A 23,093-nucleotide genomic window follows, 5' to 3' on the forward strand; every position below is an offset into this window, starting at 1 on the left:
CGCGCAGGCTGCGTATTCCACGCAAAGAGAACAGCCATTCCACGCCGTCGCGAACAGGCGGAGCGCTGCGACGCGGGACGTTGCCTTTTTACTCGGACTGCGGCTTCGCAGTCAATCGACTGCGCGTCTTGCGCAACGATTCGCCGGCGAGCGTGATGCGATGAGCGTTGTGTACGAGCCGGTCAAGGATTGCGTCCGCGACGGTGGGTTCGCCGATCGCCTCGTGCCAGTGGTCCACGGGAATCTGGCTGGTCGCCAGTGTGGATCGGTGTCCGTGCCGGTCATCGAGAACCTCCAGTAGGTCACGTCGCGCCGAATACATCAGCGGTGCCATCGCCAGATCGTCCAGAATTACCAGATCCGTCTTGGCCAGTTGCGCAAGCCACCGGGCGTAGCGGCCGCTGCCGTGCGCGATCGCCAGTTTCAGCGCGCGCAGATAGCAGGCGGAGAATCCCTGGCGGCACGCCTGAATCGCGAAGGCACAACCCAACCAACTTTTTGCCGAGCCCGGTTGGCGCGACCAGAATCAGGTTCTACCGCTCCCGAATCCACTCACAGGTTAGCAGCCGGGCGGTGAGCGCCCGGTCCAGCCCGCGGGCGGTGTGATAGTCGATGTCCTCGGGCGACGCGTCGGGGATCTTCAGTCTCGCCCGGCGCAACCGGGCCGCTGTTTGTCGCGGGTCACGCTCGCTGGCTTCGCGCTCGACCAGCAGCCCCAGACGTTCTTCAAAGCCCAGCCGGTCGATGCCGTCCTGGCTCTTTTGCTCGGCAAGCGTCGCGGCCATGCCAGGCAGGCGCAGCGCGTGCAGTTTGTCGACAGTGGGCTGTTGCAGCATAACGACTCCCTTTCAATGGTAGTAGGACGGCCCACGCACGTTGGCGTGCATGAGCGGCAGGTCAGCCTGTGCGGGAGCCCGCTTCGGGCTCCCGCATAGGCCGTGGTCGAGATCTTGGTGCCCGACAATCTGAAATCGGGTGTGCACAAGCCCGGCTTGTACGATGCCGACATCAATCCGACCTATCAGGAAATTGCTGCGGCTACATTTCGAGCGCAACCGCAACCAGACGGAGATCGCCGATGCGGTCGGCACCTCGACAAAGACAGTGTGACATTAACCCGTACGCGTCGCTCATTTGGTCGAGAATCAACCCGGATAAAGGGTGACCCGATCAAACCGGCGAGCGTTGCGCTCAGGAACAAGGCCGTCGTTTGCGCGAGCCTCGCGCTCGGATACCAGAACGCAGAAACAGCATGACGCCTGGAGCAGAGCCGGCTTCAAAGACGCCAAGCAGCACGCGCATTGCGTAGAAAGAGCCCGGACTGTGTACTAACATCATCAGGCATGATGTCAGTCCCCAGCAGATCATGATGCGTGCGATCGTTAGCCGCGCACCAATATTATGCAGCAGGAGGTTGCTTGGTACCTGACAGATGAAATAGCTCGCGAAGAAAATACGGCGCCCAGGCCGTAGGCGGCATCGGTAAGGCCGAGGTCGCCTTTCATTTGCAATGCGGCGAAGCCGATGTTTATGCGATCGAGTAGGCAAACATAACCAAGGCGGTTTCCGAGTAGGCGAGGAGGTCGCCGCCCTCACCCCTCACAGACCCGGACGAGCCCAATTAAGACACCCGGTTCTTCATCGTGCAGATTCGCTCACGGTTTGGCGTAGCTATGGACAACGCGTGGTTGCGGTAACGGAAATATTTTGAGGATACCCGTGAAGGCAACCCCTGGCAGAGAGCGTTTGTTCGACCGTCGCGATAACCACTTACGCCAGATGCGTGCGACCTGATATGGCACGCTCGCCAGGCGCTCATAGTTCCCGCTGATGCCGAAGTAGGCGTAGTGCCTCTTGAGCATTCGACACAGACGCTGATGCTGATCGCGAAGCGGCCGGGTCCACATGCTACGGCAAACCCGGTTTATCGTTTTAAGCGTGCGCGCGACGCGATCTTTGGCGGTCAACTGCCCCGGCGGTCGGTCAAATTCCCCCAGGTATGGTCACTTCAAATTCCCCCACCTGACGATCACCGGCGACGTGTCTGAACGGCCGCCGGAAGAGGAGAAGCAGGACGTTTATTTTTATCCCCTTCGAACAAGAAGAAGGGGATGGGGAGTTGAACGTCTTGAAGCAGCATCTGCAAAGCACGATATTCACATTGCTCGAGCGCGAGGTGAGCCAGCGCAGGATCCATGAGCTAACCGGTGTTGATCGCAAGACGATCCGACGCTACCAGGCGATCTTTGAGTCGCGTCGGGCGGCGTCAAACTCCCCCGGGGAGGCGACCACCGGCCCGGCGGAGCCGGCGGTCGCGCAAACTCCTCCACCTCAAACTCCTCCACCGCCGCGACCACCGGATCCCGGGGCCGCAACTGTCAGGCCGTTCAACTTCGCTCGCTCGGCCAGCGAGCCGCATCGCGAATGGATCGAACAGCAGGTGCGCCTGAAGCGAAACGCCCAGGCCATCTATCAGGATCTGGTTGACCGGTTCGGCTTCACTGCGAGCTACGAGAGTGTCAAGCGCTTCGTGCGTGCCCTGCGACACGTCGACCCCGAGCAGTTCGACCGTCTTGAATTTGCTTGCGGCGAGGAATGTCAGGTCGATTACGGCGAAGGCGCCCCGACGCTCGATCCGAAGACGGGGCGATACCGGAAACCGCGCCTGTTCATCATGACCCTGCGGTACTCGCGACGCAGCTTCCGGCGCGTGGTCTGGAAGTCCAGCAAGCAGGTCTGGGCACAGCTTCACGAAGAGGCCTTCCGGTACTTCGGTGGCTCGACGAGTTACGTGGTTCTGGACAATCTCCGGGAGGGCGTCATCACGCCGGACCTTTACGAACCGGAGCTTAACCGGACTTATGCCGCAATGCTCGAGCATTACGGCGCCGTCGCCGACCCTGCACGCGTACGCGACCCGAATCGAAAGGGGACCGTCGAGAACGCGATCCAGCATACGCAGAATACGGCGCTCACCGGCCGTCGCTTCGAATCTCTCGATGCGCAGAACGAATTCCTCACGCACTGGGAGGAGAACTGGGCGGCCAAACGCATCCACGGCAGAGCGCGACGGCAGGTCGAGGCGATGTTCCAGGAAGAGAAGCCACACCTGCGGCCGCTGCCTGCCAACGGCTTCCGCTACTTCACCGAGGTCGTGCGCACTGTCTGGGATGACACGACCGTCAGCGTTGATCGCAGCCACTATGCCGCGCGGCCCGCAGCAATCGGCAGCCTCGTGTGCGTGCGCATTTACGACACCACGATCGAGATCCGGGACCGTCGGACGCAGGAACTGCTGCGCACGCATGCGCGCGCAGCCGAGCCCGGCTCGCTCGAACTTCCCGAGCGCGAGCGCCCATTCAACCCGTCACGCCAGACCAGCCTCGCACTCGCCAGCGCCGGCGACATCGGGCCTCAGGCGAGGGCGTTGTGCCAGCACCTGTTCGATGCTGAAGGTCGCGTCGGCCATCGCGGCATGTGGGGCATCGTCGCATTGGCGAAGAAGTATCCCCCGTGGCTCGTCGAACAGGCCTGCGATCACGCACTGCGCCACCACATCTACCGGTACCGGCAGGTGCGCGCAGTCGTCGAGCGCCTGTTCCAGCAGGCTCTTGAGCGCCTGGATCGCGCGCCGCAACTCGTCTTGCCGCTGACTCAAGAGCACCCACTGATCCGGCCCGCCGCCGAATACGGCGAGCTGTTCAGCGCCGGCGCTGCACGTAGCGCCGAAACCTTCACTTCCAACGACGGAGAAACTGTATGACGACAATGCTACCGGACATCGAACGGGCCCTTAGGCTGCTGCGCCTGTCCGGCGTGCGCGACACGCTCGAGACACGGGTGCTGCAGGCTCAGGGTACCCAGCAGCCTTTTCTCGAAACCTTCGCGCTGATCCTGCAGGATGAACTCGATCGCCGGCAGTCGCGACTCATCGAGCGCCGTTACCAGCAGTCCGGCCTTGAAGAGAAGCTGACGCTGGCCGAATTCGACTGGTCCTTCAATCCGAAAGTACCGCGCCAGGCCTGCTTCCAGCTGCACGCCCTGAAGTTCATCGCCGAGGGCAAGAACGCGCTGATCATCGGTAAACCTGGCACCGGGAAATCGCACGTTGCGAAGGCTGTGGCTTACCACGCCGTTCAGCACGGACACAAGGTTCAGTATCTCGAGACCGACGACTTCTTTAACCGCTATGCGCTGAGCGCACCGGCGCAGCGCGAGACGCGGTTCCGCGCGATTCTCGAGTGCGACCTGCTTGTGCTCGACGACCTGTTCCTGTCCCGCACAATTCCAGATGACGCGAGCGCCTTGCTGCAAACCCTGATCCATCAACGTTACAAGTTGCACCGTAGTGTCGTCGTGACTTCGAATCGCCTCGTCCAGGACTGGGGGACCTATCTGGGCGACAACACGATGAGCACCACGATTCTCGACCGGCTCATGCATCACTGCCATCTGCTCGAGTTCGACGGGCGCAGCTATCGCCTGAAGGAGGCTGCCGAAACCCTTGCGCGAAAAACGAAAGAAAGCTAAATAACGATCTTGCCCTGCTTCACGGGTGGAGGAATTTGCGCGACCACAAGTGGAGGAGTTTCAACTGACCGTCCGGGGTCAACTGCCGCACCATTGTCATCGGCACCTGAAAATTGATACACCGTCGGCACTGAGGAATTGATACACCTCGACGAAGGGATAATGGCCGCTTTGAGCGGCGATGATCTCGTACGAGGGATACATGCAGATCAGGATATTGCACAAGCAGGGCAAGAGCCTGCGTGCCATTGCTTGTGAGGTTGGCTGCTCAGTCAACACGGTGAGGAAGTATCTGGCGACGCAGGACGCGCCGACGTTTCGGCCCGCGGCGACTCCGCGCGAGTCGATACTGAAACCGTTCGAAGCCTATCTTCGGGAACGGATCGCGTCAGCGGCACCGGACTGGATTCCAGCGACAGTTCTGTGGCGCGAGATTCAGTCGAAGGGATTCGACGGCGGCGAGAGAATCGTGCGCAAGTTCGTTGCCACATTGAGGCCTGTACCGGCGCCCGATCCTTTGGTGCGATTCGAGACTGCTGCGGGCGATCAGATGCAGGTCGACTGGGTCGAGTTCCGCAGGCGCAAAGGAGCGAATCTGTTCGCATTCGTGGCCACTCTTGGCTATAGCCGTGCGACATATGTCGAATTCGTTTTCGACATGCGGCTCGATACTTTGCTGAGGTGTCACGTCAACTGTTTTAACTGGTTCGGCGGTGTGCCGCGCCGTGCGCTGTACGACAATATGAAGACCGTTGTCATCGAGCGGGATGCATACGGTCCGAAGCTGTGAATTTCCGGCATATAGGCGCCATTTCGTTTTCGGCGTAATGGCGCCACCGGATTTCCGGCGTAATGGAGCCACGGCGTTTTCGGCGTAAACGGTAGCGACCTGGCTGGGATGTCACCGGCGCGCCTTCGAGGCATTTGGTGGTGTGCCGGCTCGGGTCATCATCGACAATTGTAAATGTGCAATCACGCGCGCGTGCTATTACGAGCCCGAGGTGCAGCGCGCATACGGCGAGTGCGCAGAAGGATACGGTTTCAAGATTGATGCTTGTCCGCCAAGGGATCCGCAAAAAAAGGGAATCGTGGAATCGGGCGTCAATTTGTGAAGCGAGGCTTCTTGCCCTTACGCGAGTTTCGTGGCTTGGCTGACGCCAATCGCCAAGTACACGCGTGGGTAACTAACGAAGCCGGCAACCGCATTCACGGTACGACTCGCGAGATGCCGCTCAAGCGCTTCGCGGAAGTCGAGCGAAGCCTGCTGATCAGCTTGCCGGATGTGCCGCCGGAGCTCGCAGTATGGGCGAAGGCCAAGGTGCACCGCGACGCTCATGTCCAGTTCGAGCCGAGTTTTTACTCGGTCCCGTATAGGCTGGTCGGCCAGGAACTGTGGCTCAAGGCGACCGACACCATGGTGATGCTGTATCGCGGGCAGGAATCGGTCGCAGCCCACGTCCGTCTTACTCGCGCGGGCGGCCGTCGCACGGTAGACGATCACTTGCCCTCCGCTGCCCAAGCGTGGCAATTGCAGGACACCCAGTGGTGCCTGGCAACTGCTGAGCAGATCGGGCCTGCCTGCCATGCCCTCGTTCAGGCGCTCTTCGGCGACAAAGTCTTAATCAAGATACGCTCGGTGCAAGGCGTTTTGCGGCTCAAACAGAAATACGGAGCAGTCCGCCTTGAAGCTGCGTGCTCGCGCGCCAATCACTACGGCACGCCGCATTACACAGCAGTTAAAACCATCCTGCAAAAGGGATTGGATCAGCTGACGGTGTTAAACGCCTTTGATGCGCTGGCGAGCACCTACACCGAAGGGGGCCGTTTCTGCCGCAACACACAAACCATTCTCCAATAAGGACGGCCATGCATCCCATTCCTGAACTGACTCCACTGCTTAAACAGCTGCGCTTGTCCGGCATCCTCGATTCACTGGAAGCGCGAAACCGCGAGGCCATCGATCGCAAGCTTGCGTTCACCGAATTCCTTTCGCTGCTCATTCATGACGAAGTAGCCCGGCGCGATAACAAAAAGCTCAGCCTGCGCATGCGACGCGCCAACTTCCGTAGCCAGAAGACCCTCGAAGGATTCGACTTCGACCGGCTACCAGGGCTGAATCGAGCCGCTATCCATGATCTCGCCACGTGCCGATTTATTGACGAGAAGGTGGCGGTCCTGATTGCCGGGCCTTGCGGAACGGGGAAAAGCCATCTTGCGCAAGCCCTCGGACACGCTGCAGCCCGGCAAGGACACGATGTGCTGTTCTCAACACAAAGCCAATTATTAGCAAGCCTGCGCAGCGCGGCAGCCGTGGGCACTTACGACCGTCGTTTCCAGTATCTCGCCAAGCTTCCACTTCTGATCATTGACGACTTTGGTCTTAAGCCATTGCGTTCGCCAGATGATGAAGACTTCCACGACCTGATCGCCGAGCGTTATGAGCGCGCAGCAACGATTTTAACTTCGAATCTGGACTTTCCAGAATGGGGGGAAGCATTCCCAGGTAACAAGATGATCGGCGCGGCAACCCTCGACCGCTTGCGTCATGGCGCTCACAAAATCGTCCTCGACGGTGAGAGCTATCGCGGACTAAAACCGGGCGTGGAAACGCTCAGAACCGAGCTTGCAAAAGGAGGCAAAATCAAGCAACCTTGATCCCCGTTCGAGCCCTCGAATTGCCCGTTTCCAGTGGCGTCATTACGGCGAAAATGCCCGGCGCCATTACGCCGAAAGGTGACAGAAGCAGCACCGCTTCCAGCCGGGGTCTCTCGACTTCGCCCGGCACTACGGGTTTCAGCCGCAGCTTTGTCGGCCCTATCGCGCGAAGACCAAAGGCAAGGTTGAACGGATGAACGGATATTTGCGCCGCAGTTTTTACGTTCCGTTGGCCGCTCAGTTCAAGACGGCCAACGTCGAACTGGACGTGACGACCGCCAACGCTGAAGTCTGGCGTTGGCTACGCGAAGTTGCGCATGTCCGGATACATGGAACGACCCGGTTGAAGCCAGGCGAGCAACTGCTTATTGAGCAGAAGGCCTTGCAGAGCGTACCGCCACCGTATCCGGCGCTGTTACCAGCAACGACACCGGCGAGCGGACAAGAGTTGCGCGAGCGATTCCACGACTGGCTGTCTCCGCTACAGCACCCGCTGTCCGTGTACGACCAGCTGATTCGGGTTGCCGCATGAACATCGCACACGAACGCGTGGCGCAGCTATGCGCCCAACTGAAGCTCACGACCATCGCGGACGCGTTGCCACACCTGGCGCAAAAGGCGATCGCCGACGAGGTGAACCTGACAGAGTTTCTCGAATCGGTACTAAAGGCCGAGCACACAGCGCGGCTCGTCAGACAGCGCGCGACGTTTGCGCGCCTGGCAGGCTTCCCGACGATCAAGACCCTCGACGGCTTCGACTTCGCAGCAGCCAGCGGTGTGCCTAGATCTCAGGTCCAGGAGCTGGCGAGTCTGACGTTTCTGGAGCGAAACGAGAACGTCGTATTACTCGGACCGAGTGGCACAGGCAAAACGCACATTGCAATGGCACTTGGTTATGCAGCAACGCAAGCTGGGATCAAGGTGCGCTTCATCACCGCAGCGGACCTGCTGATGACACCGACCACAGCACATCGACAGAATCAGTTGGGAGACGCGCTAAAACGATTCGTCAACCCGTACAGGCTGTTGATCATCGATGAGATCGGATACCTGCCGATGAGCCGTGAGCAGGCCAACCTGTTCTTCCAGGTGATCGCCAAACGATACGAGCGTGGCAGTCTGATCGTGACCAGTAACCTTCCGTTTGGGCAGTGGGACCAGACGTTCGCCGATGACGCAACGCTCACTGCTGCCATGCTCGACCGGCTATTGCATCACGCTCACGTCGTGGCAATCCAGGGCGAGAGCTATCGACTACGCGACAAGCGACGCGCCGGACTAATTATGAAGAGATCGACTACAACAAAGGAGAACGCCGCCAACGGAATGCGGTCGGCACCGCAATAACACTACAACCCGGTGTATCAAATCTGAAGTGCCGATGCCGACAGAAACTGTATCAAATCCTGAGTGCCGTTGACACCATTGCCCGGCCCTTCTCCGAAGTCACCCACACGTGCCTCGGGCCCACGTAAGATTAGTCAAACACAGGGTTCTCCCAGGTTCCTGGGGAGTCCATCCTTATACCTTTGCCCCGCTCTCAGACCCCCGGTCGGTCCGGCGAGCCTCACTATTAGTCGGCTCGTGTTGAGCGACTGCGCCGGGGCAGACGCATAGCCCACGAAAGAACACGTGTTTCTGGTCAGCTCGCGGCTCACAGTTGATGCCAGGGCGCCCGAGTGTTCGGGCCATGGCCCGAACACTCGAACCCTGCTGCTGCTTCATGCTTGCAATGGTCATGCGATCTTCAGGCTGAAACTGTTGATACGTTCTTCTTTTTTGGATGTGCGCACCCTACACGAGGAAGGTGTTGCACTTCAGATCTGATCGCGCCCAAGAAAAAGCAGCGGAATCTGACGCCAGCCGATTTTTTTGTAGAGGGGATCTTAATCCGCAGATTAAGCCTTCAGGTGGCCGACTGGTCAACAATCATTCGTTGCACGCCATGGACTGTATCTCCGTGTTGTCTATTTGGGTCAGCGAGGAGGGTCGTCAAGGAAACGGCATTCCCCCCGTCATACCTGACCTGCGTCATTCACCCGGGAGGCGTCGTTCACATTCGCTAAATCTCAATAGCTCCTTTCCCCCCATTGACTATTCGAATAAGCCGCCTGGCAGCGCAGCTCCGTGGCTATGTAGAATTCCGCATATTTAGCTCACTGAGGAGATTCGCGCGAACAGGCGCGGGCCCCGAGGTCCAGCTTTGCCCTGTGTTTCGACACGTAACGCCGACTGAAGCCTTATCGGGGCAAGGCTCGTCGCGTCTTCGTGGTGCCTCGCCAGCGATTGTTAGATGCACGGATGCCATCTAACCATCTCGCAAGATTTTCTCGGCGGTTTCGAGAATGGGGATACCGTTCGGTACGATCGTCGAGATTTCCACGATCATCCCGTTCGGGTCCTGTGTGTAACAGGAGTAGCAGTAACCGTGATCGACCATCAAGATGGAGGCTCCCGATTCTTCAAGCCGCTTCCGGAACCACTCGACCATCTCGATGAAATCAACACCCAGCGCAACGTGATGCTCGTAGGGATCCTTCGGCATCGGCATGAGTTCGTCCCGCATGCCTTCCTCGAACTGGAAAAACGGAAGCGCACTGCCATCACCAAGTTCGAAAAAACAATGCACGTAATTCGATGGCGTTTGCTTGATTACATCGAAACTCTCTACCCAGGTTCCAACAAGTGGAAGTTGCAGCACCTCCTCGTAAAATTTACGGGTCGCAACCATGTCACGCGTGCGCACAGCATGATGGTGCCAGCCGCAAATTCGATTATTTGCGAGCCGTGCGGCACGTGCGGTGAACATTTTCCTGCTGTTGATCTATCTCCACACTTATCTCCTTCTGAAAAACACAGTAGTAAACAATGCTGATCGGGGCTCGCTCTTGATCAGCCTGCACAGCCGGTCAGGCCTCGCAAGCAGATGGCCTTCCCATACCGGGCCGCAGGCACGGCGCTATCTGCTTCCACCCCGTCCGATGTCAGTTCGCCGCCGGCAGATTGCGCTCCGCGACGTAGGTGTCCAAAAGGGAAACCGGCTCGCCATCGCGGGTCACGATTACCTCCTCCGGAAACTCCTGGGTGAACTCCACGCCGGCATCGTCGAGCCGATCCAGCAATTCGGGCAACCTCGCGAGCGAAGCGTTAGCGATGTCGTGAAGCACAGCCACCGTCCAGTCCTGCCGGGCGACGTCCGCCAGGCAACGCTCGACCCAGCTGGCCTGGTCGTCCCAATCGTGCGGCACGCTGTTCCACAACACGCTTGTGTACCGATTGCGCAGCAGGTAAGTCAGCGCGGCTTCGCACAGCAAATGCGGACCGAGCAAACCGTTGTTCCCGAATGGCCGGAAAAAGCGCCTTGAGTGCGCGTGGCAACCGAGCAACCGCTGCGTCTCGCCGATCTCGTGTTCGACGTACTCTGCGTCGCGCCGCTCGCCGAACGCGACCGTGTGCGTGAGCGAGTGATTGCCGATCCAATGCCCCGCTGCGCTGACTTCATCGAGCAGCGCAGCGGCCGACGGATCAAATAGGTTTTGCCCTACTACCATGAAAGTTGCATCAAGGCTCCTTCTCGCAAGGATGTCGAGAACCTTGCCCGTTACGCCTGGTGTCGGCCCGTTGTCAAACGTCAGAGTTATCTTTTTCACAATCTCATTCGCCGCTGGTGAAGCCGTACAATAAGACCGGTCGCTGCCTTGTCGGTCACTCTCAGAGCGCTTTTATGACTGCATGCCGTTGCGTGCCAAGGCCTGTCATGCTCATGTCAATCACATCGCCGTCTGCGAGGTATTTGGGCGGCTTCATACCCAGTCCCACACCGGCTGGAGTGCCGGTAATGATCAGGTCGCCGGGCATCAAGGTCATGAACTGACTGACGTAGCTCACCACTGCATCAACATCGAAGATCAGGTCCGATGTATTGCCCTGTTGGCACGTCCGGCCATTCACCTGCAAGTTGAGGTCGAGCGCATTCGGGTCGAGTTCGTCGCCAGTGACAAGCCACGGTCCGACCGGAGTAAAGGTGTCGAAGCTCTTGCCTTTACCCCATTGGCCGCCGCGCTCGATCTGCCAGGCCCGTTCGGACACATCGTTGACCATACAGTAGCCCGCTACGTATTTCCGCGCGACCTCTTTGGTGACACGCCTGGCAACCGCTCCGATAACGATACCCAACTCGATTTCCCAATCGGTTTTCTTCGACCCGGGTGGCAACAGGATGTCGTCGTCCGGGCCGCTGATGGATGAGGTTGATTTGCCGAACACCACTGGCTCGGAAGGAATCGGCAGCCCCGACTCCTTCGCGTGCTCCCGATAATTCAGGCCGATAGCGATTATTTCGCGCACCGCCCCGATCGGCGAACCCAGTCGGCCGGGATTGCTTACCAACGGCAGCTTGCTGACGTCGAGCGCCGAGAGGAATCGCAGGCCCTCAGGCGAAAGCACGGTGGCATCAATGTCACGCACGATTGGGCGTAAGGCACGGATGTTTCCCATCGAATCAAGGATTCCTGGACGTTCCTGACCCATTAGGCCGTAACGCAAAAGTTTCATGGCTGTTGATCCTAACGTCGTAGACTGTAAAAATATATGAACAATATAAATATATATGTTCTACCCATAATATGAACTAATGTTTCGCCCGCAGATTCGCCAACAAGTCCCAGCCTTTCAAAGGGGAAATCAGCGGCAACGGTCCACATGAATGGTTTCCAGTTTTCGTTCTAATCCATTCCTGCAGTCCTGCGTTCTCCTTAGCGCCACCCTGATTCCATCAAAAACGCGCAAGCAGTCGATGGAATCTGCCCCTGTCTGATAGTTGCGTTGCCGTTTGTCGTCCGCGTTGCCTCCTCTGTCCCGGATTGGGGCGAAGCCTTTTAAAGAGAGAATTCGAAGGCCGACAAACGCCTCCTCCCCTACTCTGGTGGAATCCGGACAACACGTACGATAACCATCGCACCCAGCACCAACATTCCCGCGATGACATAAAGCCCATTGTTCAAGTTACCAGTGGAGGTCTTGATCCAGCCCAGCATGAACGGGCTAACGAAACCGCCGGTCAAACCAATGCAGTTGATCAGCGCGATTCCACCCGGCGCCGCGCGTGGTGACAGAGCGGTCATCGGAATCGCCAGCAGGATAGGCATGGCGGCGAAAACAGCGATAGTTGCGACCGACAACGCCAGCACTACGAGCGCCAGGTTAAGTCCTGCAAATGGAATCAGCACGAGTGCTGCTGCGCCGACAAGCGCGCAACATGCAGAATGCCATCGACGCTCCTCGACGCGATCCGAATGCCGGGAGAGCAGCACCATGCCTATCGCGCCCGAGCCATAAGGAATGATTGAGCAGAGTCCGATATGTGACGCGCTTCCTGCCCCCGCCGCCCGAAGCATCACTGGCATCCAGAAAGCGACGGCGTAGAGGCCACAAACAATGGTGAACCACGCGAACGCGATCACATACACGTTGGGATCACGAAACGCTTCGCGGAAGCCGTCCGCGGCGTGCGCGCGGGCAGGCGTCAACGGCTCTGTCACGCGGCGCTTTTCGTCAGTAGTGAGCCAGCCGGCAACGCGTGGCCCGTCTGGCAACAACTTTAACGCTACCAGACCAAGAATGACCGTCGGAATGCCTTCGAGCAGGAATAGCCACTGCCAGCCGCGCAGCCCATAAGCGCCGCTCATGTGGTCGAGAATCAACCCGGATAATGGTGACCCGATCAGACCGGCGACCGTGCTCCCGCTCAGGAACAAGGCCGTCATTTGCGCGAGTCTCGCGCTCGGATACCAGAACGTCAGATACAGCATTACGCCTGGAGCAAAGCCGGCTTCGAAGACGCCGAGCAGCACGCGCATCGCATAGAAAGAGCCCGGGCTGTGTACTAACATCATCAAGCATGATGTCAGTCCCCAGCAGATCATGATGCGTGCGATCGTTAGCCGGGCGCCAATTTTCTGTAGCAGCAGGTTGCTTGGAACCTCACAGACGAAATAGCTCGCGAAGAAAATTCCGGCACCCAGGCCGTAGACGGTATCGGTAAACCTGAGGTCGCTTTTCATTTGCAACGCAGCGAAGCCGATGTTTATGCGATCGAGATAGGCAAACAAATAACCGAGAAAGAGCAGCGGTATCAAACGCCAGCCGATCTTTCTGTAAAGGGAGTCTGTCGTCGCAGACAGAGCTGTCGCCATAGGCGGTTGGTCAACAATCATGTCGCTGCGCGCCATGGTCTGTGTCTCCGTGTCGTGTGTTTTAAATCGCCAAAGGGACAACCAGACCGCATTCGGATCCCCGTTACCGTTGCCCGGCATCATTCACTTTTAGGGCATCGTTCAGAATCATTCGAGAAGTATCACACCCTTTCATGTGGCGGCCCATTCGCATAGACCGCCTTTCAGCGAAGCACTTCAGCTATGCAGCGTTCCACCTATCTGGCTCGCTGCGCGAAATTCGAGCAAACGAGTCGTACAGCAAGGCTTAGCATCGCCCTGCCCTACGACAAGTAACCCGTCTGAAGCGCTCCCGGGGCAGGCATGTCAGGTCTTTGTGGTGCCTCGCCATCGATTGTTAGATTCACTAACGCCATCCAGCCATCTTGCCAGGTCCGCAGCCGCAGTTTTCGCCGCGGCTTCCAAAATCGGAAAACCATTCGGTACAATCGTCGAGATTTCCACGATCATCCCGTTCGGATCCTGCGTGTAGCATGAGTAACAATAGCCATGATCCACCATCATGATCTCAGACCCCGCCTCCTCAAGGCGCTTGCGGAAGTAGTCGACCATTTCGATGGAATCAACGCCCAGCGCGACATGATGTTCGTACGGATCCCTCGGCATGGGCATCAGATCTTCGCGCATGCCCTCTTCGAACTGGAAAAACGCGAGCGCACTGCCGTCGCCAAGTTCAAAAAAACAATGCATATAATTCGACGGCGTTTGCTTGATTACATCGAATGCCTCAACCCAGGTCCCCACTAGCGGAAGTTGTAGCGCCTCCTCGTAAAACTTGCGGGTCGCGACCATGTCACGCGTGCGCACCGCATGATGATGCCAGCCGCGAATTCGATTATTGGCGAGCCTTACGGCACGTGCGGCGAGCATTGCCTGCTGTTGATTTATCTCCACACTTATCTCCTTCTGGGCGACGCGGTTAAACGGTGCTGATCCAGGTAACGTCAGTTGCACCGTGGGATTTACCCTGGTCCACGCGGATGCAAATAGACATTTGCTCGGGCCGAATCGGCAGCACCGAGGCATTGCAATGCAAGCGCGAAAATCAATGCGTCAGCGTTGGCTGGGCCGCTGCGGGTGCGCACGGGCCGAAAGACCTCGTCGCCAGCCGCGATCCTAGTGCCGGTCATGGCACAGAGCCCTGCGATCCTTTTTGGCTGGAGTGATTGTCTCCAGACGATATTTCCGCGGACAAGTTAAGAGGTGTGAATCAATGCGATTTGTTGTCACAACCCATTGCGATGGTTCGCATGCGGAGTAATCCACGTACCCGGATCTACGTGGATCGTCGGACGAAGGAAGGCGTGTCGAACAAGGAGATCCACCGCTGCTTCAAGCGCTATATCGTCCGGGAACTATACCCGCTCATCCTGGCTGATCCGCGTTGCGCGGCGTAGCGTGCCGCCTGAAGATCCCGCTGCAACGCGGCCAGGACTTCGTCCTGCTTCAGGGTCTCTTCTTCGCGCGCCACGATTGCTGCCTCAATTGCCGCCGGTTGAACGACTTGCAAGACCGGCGATGGCCGCGTCCGCGCGTGTGCCACCGAACGCAATACAGCGCGGTTGTCCCCTGTCCAGCCAGCCGCGATGATAGCTATAGCGCAAGGCGTCGTGCCTGTTACCCGTGTAGAGTAGCGTCAGCTTGCCCGCGCAGCGGCTGCAGCGCAACACTCCCGCCAGCAGGGCCCCGCCGTTTTTCGGTGCGCCAGCGTGCCCGGCTAGACCCAGGTTGCCACTGATCGCGCACTGGATCCGTTCGAATTCGTCCCAGTCAACGTACCCGTCGTGGGCATTCGGAATGAGCGCAAGCCACTGATCCCGCGGTTTGCGGCGATCACGTTTGCGCGGCTCCCCAGCCTCGTAATTGATCGCGCATTCGGTCTTGCCATATGCATACGTGCCACCGTAGATCGGGTTGGTCAGGATCCGGTACACCGTGCCGTAGCTCGGCCGTTTCCATTGGATCTCGCCGCGCGGCGTGCAAGCTGGCAATTGCAGGCCATGCTCCAGGAACCATAACAACGTCTGACGCACCGAACCTATCGCGCCGAACTGGCGGAATACTGAGCGGATGGCGTCCTGCACGCGCAAATCCGGATTCTTCTCCAGGCGCTGGTCTTCGGTCTTGAGGTAACCCACCGGCGCCGCGACGATGCGTTCGCCGCGTTTGGCCTTCTCCCGCCGAGCTTCGAGCGAACGCTGACGCAACAGTTCCAGCTCGTATTCGTTCAGGCTGTTGCCTCGGCAATTGCGCCAGCAAACGCACTGTCTGCTGCCGGACCTCTTGCGGCAGGTGCGCCCATTGTGGTGTCTTCGGAAAAGGACGGAACAGGTAGAGTTGACCGCCCGGTTGCGGATTGTCTGGCGTCGCATCAGCACCTCCTACGGGGTAAAGGATGGTGCTCGGCTTGTACCACACCGTTCTGCCCGGCACGGGGTCTCTGCGCCAACAGGCGCTTCCGCAACGCTTCACAGTTGACGGCGGGAGACGTTGCAGCAGTGACGCGACAGCAGGCACCTGGATCGAACATCCACTGCGGCACTTCCAGCAAACGCGCCGTCTCGAACGGTTCCAGCGCGCAGCGCGAAACCATCTCTGCATTCTTCCTATCGACGGTCCTGAAAAATCCACACCGTGCGCCCGTACCACGGGTGCCAGCGATAAAGAACTTCCTTTGATTCGCTAATATGGGTGTTGTGTTGTCGGCTTGTACAATGCACGCCGGTTACACTCGACACTCGACGACGTCAGCCCCAGGACTTTCGAGAGGAACTGGCTGGCAGCCCAACAAGGCGAGGCCGCATAAACCCCCTCGGTAATGGGATTCGTCAAATAGGGGCAAGGTCACTCGGCGCATAGCCCCGCTCCAGAAGATATTCGCAGTACCGCTCTGCAAACGGGGAAAGGACGCTGCGCCACAACTATGCCTGAGGTTGCGGAACCCATGGAGGTCCGTAGAACCGATCCATGTTGTGTTCCGTTCGATGCAACTCCGCAGAATTCACGGCTAAACATAACGCCTTCCGATTGTGAAGGCTTTTGGTGGATGGTCGTCGACGTCGTAAGTGGTCTAGACTTCGCGTGGCAAGACAAGTGGGCGTTGCATGTGGCTGGAAAACGGCCTTGGTCGAGCACGGGGCGTCCATATGCTGGACGCCCCGTGTCGTCCAGCCTCTCCTGCCGCCCCAGGCTCACAGCCCTTCAAGCAGCTTGGCGATTGCCTTGGCGACGCCCGCGCCGTAGGCAGGATCCGCTTGGGCGCAGTGCTCGATATGTAATTGCTGGACCGGCTTCGATACGCCATTCAGCGCTCGTGCTGTGTTATCGAACAAGGTCTGCTGCTGCTCCGCCTTCATCATGCGGAACAATGCTCCCGGCTGAGAATAGTAGTCGTCGTCGAGGCGATGGTTCCAGTGATCCGCCGAGCCGTCAATCGACAGCGGTGGTTCGCGAAAGTCAGGTTGCTCCTGCCACTCGCCCCGCGTGTTCGGCTCATATGGCGTGGCGCCGCCTGCATTGGTATCAACGCGCATCAGACCGTCACGATGGTAGCTATGCACGTACTTCGCTCCACGCGGCGCATTCACCGGAACCTGATGGTAGTTGACACTCAGGCGATAGCGTTGGGCATCTCCGTACGAGAACAGCCGGCCTTGCAACATCTTGTCGGGCGAGAAGCTGATGCCGGGCACCACGTTGGCGGGAGCAAAAGCGGCCTGCTCTACGTCGCTAAAAAAATTGGTTGGATTGCGGTTCAACTCCACCGCACCGACTTCGATGAGCGGAAAGTCACGCTTCGGCCAGACTTTCGTCAGATCGAACGGATTGATCGGATAGCTACCTGCTTCCTTCTCCGGCATGATCTGCACGTACATCGTCCAGCGTGGGAACTCCTGGCGCTCAATCGCTTCGTACAGGTCGCGATGATGCGTCTCGCGATCGTGGCCGACCAGCGCCGCTGCCTCCGCGTCCGTCAGGTTTTCGATCCCCTGTTGCGAGCGAAAATGGAACTTCACCCAGAAGCGTTCGTGAGCGGCATTGATGAAACTGAAGGTGTGGCTGCCGAACCCGTGCATATGACGGAACGTCTTCGGAATGCCGCGATCGCTCATGACAATCGTGATTTGATGCAATGCTTCCGGCAGTTGCGTCCAGAAGTCCCAGTTGCTCTGCGCGCTGCGCAAGCCGGTGCGCGGATCGCGCTTGATCGCGTGGTTCAGGTCCGGGAACTTGAGCGGATCACGCAGGAAGAACACTGGCGTGTTGTTGCCGACCAGATCCCAGTTACCTTCTTCAGTGTAAAACTTCAACGCGAAGCCGCGGATATCCCGCTCGGCGTCCGCCGCGCCGCGTTCACCCGCAACCGTTGAAAAACGCGCGAACATCTCCGTCTTCTTGCCAACTTCGGAAAAAATCGCGGCCCGCGTGTATTTCGTAATGTCGTGGGTGACCGTGAAAGTGCCGAACGCGCCGGAACCTTTCGCGTGCATCCGACGCTCAGGAATCACTTCGCGGTCGAAATGGGCCAGCTTCTCGAGAAACCATACGTCTTCAAGCAGTGCCGGGCCGCGTGGCCCCGCGGTGCGAATGTTCTGATTGTCGGCGACCGGGGCGCCGAAAACGGTAGTCAATTTTTTCATGAGAGATCCTCTATCTTTGCAATATGGTGACGGCGGTCATTCAGATATCCTTCACGGTCGAAGTGGTGTTGCAACCGCAGCCCGCATCGTGAGCGTGACCGGCGTTGCTGTCGTCCCATGCGGAACCGAGGATGATCTGGCAGAAGTTCAGGCGCTTGTACGACGGATCGCGAAGCTCGAGCACGTCGGCCTTGACGTTGCCGAAGGTCGTCTCGGGCTTCTTGATCGTTCCTTTCGCAAAGGCATCGATGATGCCGTTCCTGAACGTCTTCTCACGCGGATGTGCAGCCACGACCTGAATCCGTTGTTCGTCGCTGAACTCATGGTAGGCCATGCCAAGCACGTCCATCTCGACCCCGGCGGTGACGAGCGCGACCACCGGCTTCAGGTGTTCAGGCACGCCAGGCGTGGTATGCAGCGCAATCGACAACCACACCTGTTCGATGTCGTACTCGTTCATGCCATACTGCATCATGAAATCGCGCGCAGCATTGGCGCCATCCACCTCGAAACGGTAACCCTCGCTGCTATACGCCGGCATCAGGCCCATGTCGTGGAACATGGCGCCGAGGTACAGTAGTTCCGAGTCGTACTTCAGGCCCTTGCGTTCTCCGCTCAGGGCTCCAAACAGGAACACCCGCCGGGAATGGTTGTACAGCAGGTCGGTTTCGGTATCGCGTACCAGGTCGGTGGCCGCGCGTGCGATTGCGCTGTTCGGTATCTTGATGCCTGCGATGATCGTGTTAGTCATTTCGGTTCCTTAGAGGCCAGTTCAAAAAGGTTGCTCCGTACGCCTGAAGATGCTCCAGCAGACAAGGGCGCAACCGAGTTTCAAGAACGCTTCGTGAATGTCGGCTCGGCGATCGAAGCGAATACGAAGACGACGGAAGTTGCGGAGCCACGAGTGAGTCCGTTCAACCACCCAGCGGAATTTCCCTAGGACGCTCCATGTTCAGTGCGACGCTTCGCGACCACCGGCTTGATGTCGCGCTCGCGAAGTCGCTGACGATGCGGGTCGGAATCGTAGCCACGATCGGCATAGGCGAGCTTGGGCTTCTGAAAACGGCCGGTCCGCGCACGCCACGAATCGGCGGGATCGCGACAACAAGCGGCAGCAGTTGGGTGACGTCGTTGCGCTTCGCGCCGGCCAGGACCGCGCTGATGGGAACGCCGTTTGCGTCCACGAGGATGTGGTGTTTGGAACCGGGTCGCGCGCGATTCGTGGGGTTCGGGCCAGTTTTTCGCCCGCCCCAACGGCTCGTACCGACGAGGAATCGACCGCGGCGTGTGAGAGGTCGATCTGGCCAGCCTCGCGCAGCTTGTCGAGCAGCAGTTCGTGCAGCCGGTCCCACACACCAGCCTTCTGCCAGGCGTGCAGTCGTCGCCAGCAGGTTGCGTCGGAGCCAAAGCCCAATATGGTCGGCAGGTGGTTCCATCGTAGCCCCGTCCTCAGCACGAACAGGATGCCATTCAACGCCGCCCGATCCGATACGCGTGGGCGGCCAGGATGCTCTTTGCGCCGTGGCTTGGGCGGCGGCAGTAACGGTTCGATCAGTGCCCACAATTCATCATCAATGATCGGCGCTTCCATCCCTTGGGTTCCGTTGTCCAGACATCCAAGGTTAACCGCTTGCCGAGAAAGTAAACAGCCCCCTCAGGGGTCTTTGAACTGGCCTCTTAGCTTATTAGTGTGCGGAGGACGCGCAGCCTATTCTGGATAGCGCACCACTGACTATGACGTCGACCGTTCCAGCGTGAGCCTCGCTAATGATCAAGATCAACGAAGCCACATCGAACACCACCTTCGCGAACGCCAACATGCGCTGCGCCGTTCTCCGGAAAGCTTGGGGATCGCACTTGGCTCACTCCATGATGTATCAGGCTTACTCAGTAATTTTTGAACGGCGTTCTATACGACACTATGATCAAACATCGGCATCATGGCGCGTTAAACGTTGTGAATAAATGCGAAGACATGTAAGCCGGCATGTCATGACTGTGATGTTTGCAGAACGGATGAATTTTGGCGGCCAGCGCCCGTTGCAAAGGACCGACCGGGCGCCTCGCTTGACGGTCAATCGACAGTGCGACTCAGATCGTCTAGAAGGCGCCTCGCTTTCTTGAGATCGGACGTGCCGAATCCTTCGGTAAACCGGCCATAGACTCCGGCAAGCAGGTCATGCGCTTCCGTTCGGCGTTCTTGATCGGACAGCAAACGTGCGAGCGTCGTTGCTGTTCGCAGTTCCCAGCCCAGGGCTGATTGCTGACGCGCCGATTCGAGCGAGCGTAAGAGCCAGTCCTTGACTTCCGACGGATCTGACCGCGGCGCTGAAGCGAGGATCCGTCCCTTGATGCGCAGAATCTCGGGCGTCTCGCTCGATCCACCGTTCTCCGCGACCCTCGCCAGCGCGTAATCGATTGTGGCGACAGCGTCCTTGATGTTTCCCAGCACCATCAAACCTTCCGCCAAGGCGCTCGCCAAAACTGGAGTAAGGATGTGATGGCGCCCGGCATACAGTTCCTCCAGACACCAGCGGAGCAACTGGACACCGCATTGCGCATTGCCGCGCCTGATCGACAATTCACCCGTCAGACCTAGGCTCACAGCCTGACATGGCCCGAGCGAATGCCGTGCGGTGTGAGCGACCAACCGCTCGATGATGGCTTCCGCCGTCGTCCAGTCTCCGCTCCAGGTGAACACGGACGAGGTCCAGATCAGTGCGCTGGAGAGGCTGACGGGATGCTTGAACTGGTCAGCCTCGTGGATCGTTTGACGTGCAACCGTCACGGCCTGGTCCGGGTAGCCCTGAAGCCATAACGTTCGTGCGAGAGCGACCAGCGCACGGATACGGTGATCGCAGCCGAACTGGATCATGTTCATACGGTGGGACGCGATCGCGCGAACCACCGCAGTTTCGCAGTGCGCTCTGGCGCTCGCCTGGTTCCCGATGAGGTGATGCGCCACGCCCAGCATACAGTCTGCCAATGCGGCGGCGGCCGGAACGGCCAGTGCCTTGGCCACGATCTCGCTCTGCTGCGCGACCTTCAGCGCGCCTCTGAAATCTCCGATCCGTGTCAGAAAGATGTTGAGACCGCCAAGCAGCCTGAGTTGATGGTACGGCTCATGGAGCGATTCCGCGAGTTCGAGTCCACGAGTCAATGCTGAGCGGACCTCCTCACGGTTGCCCGTGGTGAACATCGACGACAGCCCGAGCGATGCCTGCAATTCCATCTCTCGGCGGCTCCCGCGAGTGGCAGATTCGATTAGGGCCAGGGCGCGCTCCGTCCAGCGCCGACACTCGCACAGCAGTGAGAGCTGGAGGAAGAGGGGGGCCGACGCGGCGACCAGCGCAGTGCCGACGCAGGGGTCCCCGCGGTCCGAGAAACTCCAGTCCAGAGCCGCGCGCACATTTCCAAGCTGCTGGGCGCACTCCACCAGGCCATGACCATCAGCGGCGTTAGCACCTTCGAGAAATTCGCAGAAATAGATCGCGTGACGTCGTGCGGCCGCGTCCATTTCGCCACTTTCCGCGAGTTTCGAGGTAACGTACGCGCGCGTGGTGTCGAGTAGCCGGTAACGCATCGTCGCGTCACCAGCTTTCTCCGCCGACGCAAGCGACTTCGCGACGAGACTGCCCACGGCATCCACGACCCGGGCTTCGTCGACATCAACATCCGCCGCGACGGCCCGCGCCGCGTCAAGGGAAAACGTGCCAACGAATAGGGAAAGCCGGCAAAGGATGGTTTGCTCGAAGGCGGTGAGCAGGCGGTAGCTCCAGTCGAGCATCGCGTTCAGCGTCTGATGACGGGGCAGCGCCGTGCGTCGGCTCCGCCAGAGCAACCCGAAGCGGTTATTGAGGAACTCCGCGGTTCCACGAATACCGTACGCATCGACGCGGCCGGCCACAAGTTCGATTGCCAGAGCGATGCCGTCGAGCTTGCGGCAGATGTCGGCGACGATAGAGGCATCCCCGTCGCTCAGCTCGAAGCCATTGTCGCCCGCGGCCGCCCGCTCCACGAAAAGCTGCACAGCCGGGTATGCCAGTGCCTTCGCGGCCGTCAGCCCTTCTTCGTCGGGTGGGCTCTCCAACGGCATCAACCGATGGACGTGCTCGCCCTCGACACGCAGCTTCTCCCGGCTTGTCGCGAGGATATGCACCTGCGGAGCGTCCCTGAAGATGCGTTCCGCCAACGTGGCTGTTGCCTCCACCACATGCTCGCAACAATCTAGGACGAGTAGTAGCCGCCTGTGTTGGAGAAAAGCCATAAGGCTCGGCAGCGGGTTGGCGGACTGAACCACGATGCCAAGTGCCGACGCAATCGTGGCGGCGACGAGCTCTGGTGTGGTAAGCGCGCCGAGGTCGACGAAGCATGCCGGAACCTCGAATTCCGCAACAAAGACATGGCTCACAGATACAGCGACGGTGGTTTTACCCATGCCGCCTGGCCCCACGATGCTGACGAAGCGCTGACCGGCAAGCTGGCTTGAAATGGTCCGGACGGCATCTTCGCGACCGACCATGCGCGTCAGTTGGGCGGGAAGCTGGGTGTCGTAGCCCGAAACAGGCTTCGAGGCCGCGACGGGTTGTTCTGTTATGGCCTGAAGCCGCCCTGGCGTAGCGGCACGCGAAACTGGAGCGACAAAACAGTAGCCTCTGCCCGGGACATTGGTCACATACCTCGCGCCGGCCTGCCCGTCGCCAAGCGCCTTGCGAAGGCTGACCAATTGCACCCGAAGACTGCTCTCGTCAACGACGACGTCCGGCCAGACGCGCGCTATCAGGTCACGCTTGCTGACGACTTCGCCCGCACGTTCGACCAGCACGATCAGGATCTCGAGCGCGCGACTGCCCAATCGAAGAGCAACGTCTCCCTGATAAAGAAGTCGTTCCGCAGCAAGCAGGCGAAACGGGCCGAATAATGCGATCTCATCGTCTCGCACATCGTGAGAACGGTTCACATCCTACCTTAATCGTGGGTCGCCCTGCGCCCGCTGCATGACCGGATTCCCAATCGCAGTGCGTGCCTGGGCGCG

General features: G+C 59.1%; 14 protein-coding genes and 6 pseudogenes. 9 read left to right on the forward strand and 11 right to left on the reverse strand.

Annotation, left to right across the window (positions count from 1 at the left end; all coding sequences use genetic code 11):
- Nucleotides 1-88: 88 nt before the first annotated feature.
- A pseudogene (istB, locus tag RI103_RS38225) lies at nucleotides 89-836 on the reverse strand (IS21-like element helper ATPase IstB).
- 117 nt (nucleotides 837-953) lie between these two features.
- Here istB (RI103_RS38225) and RI103_RS38230 point away from each other — a divergent pair.
- The 8 genes and pseudogenes from RI103_RS38230 (at nucleotide 954) to istB (RI103_RS38265) (ending at nucleotide 8,532) form a co-directional block, all read left to right on the forward strand.
- Nucleotides 954-1,256: a hypothetical protein gene (locus RI103_RS38230; RefSeq protein ID WP_310819794.1), complete on the forward strand. Its 303-nt coding sequence runs from the start codon at nucleotides 954-956 to the stop codon at nucleotides 1,254-1,256.
- Between the two features lie 863 nt (nucleotides 1,257-2,119).
- Nucleotides 2,120-3,763 carry an IS21 family transposase gene (gene istA / locus RI103_RS38235; protein ID WP_409077075.1) on the forward strand — a complete coding sequence of 548 codons (1,644 nt, stop codon included), beginning with the start codon at nucleotides 2,120-2,122 and terminating at the stop codon, nucleotides 3,761-3,763.
- Nucleotides 3,760-4,530: an IS21-like element helper ATPase IstB gene (gene istB, locus RI103_RS38240; protein ID WP_310819409.1), complete on the forward strand. Its 771-nt coding sequence runs from the start codon at nucleotides 3,760-3,762 to the stop codon at nucleotides 4,528-4,530. Before istA (RI103_RS38235) ends, istB (RI103_RS38240) begins: the two co-directional genes overlap by 4 nt.
- Before the next feature lie 202 nt (nucleotides 4,531-4,732).
- Nucleotides 4,733-5,308: pseudogene (gene istA / locus RI103_RS38245) on the forward strand (IS21 family transposase); the annotation flags it as partial.
- A 100-nt stretch (nucleotides 5,309-5,408) separates the two neighbouring features.
- A pseudogene (locus RI103_RS38250) lies at nucleotides 5,409-6,388 on the forward strand (transposase); the annotation flags it as partial.
- Between the two features lie 8 nt (nucleotides 6,389-6,396).
- Nucleotides 6,397-7,185 carry an IS21-like element helper ATPase IstB gene (istB, locus tag RI103_RS38255; RefSeq protein ID WP_253045107.1) on the forward strand — a complete coding sequence of 263 codons (789 nt, stop codon included), beginning with the start codon at nucleotides 6,397-6,399 and terminating at the stop codon, nucleotides 7,183-7,185.
- A 91-nt stretch (nucleotides 7,186-7,276) separates the two neighbouring features.
- Nucleotides 7,277-7,717: pseudogene (locus tag RI103_RS38260) on the forward strand (IS21 family transposase); the annotation flags it as partial.
- Nucleotides 7,714-8,532, forward strand: a complete 819-nt coding sequence (gene istB, locus RI103_RS38265) for an IS21-like element helper ATPase IstB (protein WP_310819411.1) — start codon at nucleotides 7,714-7,716, stop codon at nucleotides 8,530-8,532. The pseudogene RI103_RS38260 and the gene istB (RI103_RS38265), both read left to right, overlap by 4 nt.
- 961 nt (nucleotides 8,533-9,493) lie before the next feature.
- On the opposite strand, the gene RI103_RS38270 is transcribed toward istB (RI103_RS38265), so the two are convergent.
- The 5 genes from RI103_RS38270 to RI103_RS38290 all read right to left on the reverse strand — a co-directional run bounded on the left by RI103_RS38270 (nucleotide 9,494) and on the right by RI103_RS38290 (nucleotide 14,312).
- Nucleotides 9,494-9,994 (reverse strand): VOC family protein, encoded by a 501-nt coding sequence (locus tag RI103_RS38270; RefSeq protein WP_310819412.1) that lies wholly within the window; start codon nucleotides 9,992-9,994, stop codon nucleotides 9,494-9,496.
- Between the two features lie 175 nt (nucleotides 9,995-10,169).
- The gene (locus tag RI103_RS38275; RefSeq protein ID WP_310819413.1) at nucleotides 10,170-10,835 is read right to left on the reverse strand and encodes a polysaccharide deacetylase family protein; all 666 of its coding nucleotides are present in this window, start codon (nucleotides 10,833-10,835) and stop codon (nucleotides 10,170-10,172) included.
- Nucleotides 10,836-10,896: 61 nt separating this feature from the next.
- Entirely contained in the window at nucleotides 10,897-11,739 is an 843-nt protein-coding gene (locus RI103_RS38280) for a fumarylacetoacetate hydrolase family protein (RefSeq protein WP_310819414.1), read from the reverse strand.
- Between the two features lie 362 nt (nucleotides 11,740-12,101).
- The gene (locus RI103_RS38285; protein ID WP_310819415.1) at nucleotides 12,102-13,415 is read right to left on the reverse strand and encodes an MFS transporter; all 1,314 of its coding nucleotides are present in this window, start codon (nucleotides 13,413-13,415) and stop codon (nucleotides 12,102-12,104) included.
- A 309-nt stretch (nucleotides 13,416-13,724) separates the two neighbouring features.
- Nucleotides 13,725-14,312, reverse strand: a complete 588-nt coding sequence (locus tag RI103_RS38290; protein ID WP_310819416.1) for a VOC family protein — start codon at nucleotides 14,310-14,312, stop codon at nucleotides 13,725-13,727.
- A gap of 341 nt (nucleotides 14,313-14,653) precedes the next feature.
- Here RI103_RS38290 and RI103_RS38295 point away from each other — a divergent pair.
- A pseudogene (locus RI103_RS38295) lies at nucleotides 14,654-14,815 on the forward strand (IS110 family transposase); the annotation flags it as partial.
- Between the two features lie 84 nt (nucleotides 14,816-14,899).
- Here RI103_RS38295 and RI103_RS38300 read toward each other — a convergent pair.
- From RI103_RS38300 to RI103_RS38320, 5 genes and pseudogenes are all read right to left on the reverse strand, one after another.
- Nucleotides 14,900-15,790 (reverse strand): recombinase family protein, encoded by an 891-nt coding sequence (locus tag RI103_RS38300; protein ID WP_310819417.1) that lies wholly within the window; start codon nucleotides 15,788-15,790, stop codon nucleotides 14,900-14,902.
- An 819-nt stretch (nucleotides 15,791-16,609) separates the two neighbouring features.
- Nucleotides 16,610-18,058 (reverse strand): catalase, encoded by a 1,449-nt coding sequence (locus tag RI103_RS38305; RefSeq protein WP_310819418.1) that lies wholly within the window; start codon nucleotides 18,056-18,058, stop codon nucleotides 16,610-16,612.
- Between the two features lie 40 nt (nucleotides 18,059-18,098).
- The gene (locus RI103_RS38310; protein ID WP_310819419.1) at nucleotides 18,099-18,809 is read right to left on the reverse strand and encodes an HD domain-containing protein; all 711 of its coding nucleotides are present in this window, start codon (nucleotides 18,807-18,809) and stop codon (nucleotides 18,099-18,101) included.
- A 21-nt stretch (nucleotides 18,810-18,830) separates the two neighbouring features.
- Nucleotides 18,831-19,649: pseudogene (locus RI103_RS38315) on the reverse strand (IS5 family transposase).
- A gap of 483 nt (nucleotides 19,650-20,132) precedes the next feature.
- Nucleotides 20,133-23,018: a winged helix-turn-helix domain-containing protein gene (locus RI103_RS38320; RefSeq protein WP_310819420.1), complete on the reverse strand. Its 2,886-nt coding sequence runs from the start codon at nucleotides 23,016-23,018 to the stop codon at nucleotides 20,133-20,135.
- Nucleotides 23,019-23,093 lie beyond the last annotated feature (75 nt).

It is taken from the genome of Paraburkholderia sp. FT54 (genome assembly GCF_031585635.1).
Classification (GTDB): Bacteria; Pseudomonadota; Gammaproteobacteria; order Burkholderiales; family Burkholderiaceae; genus Paraburkholderia.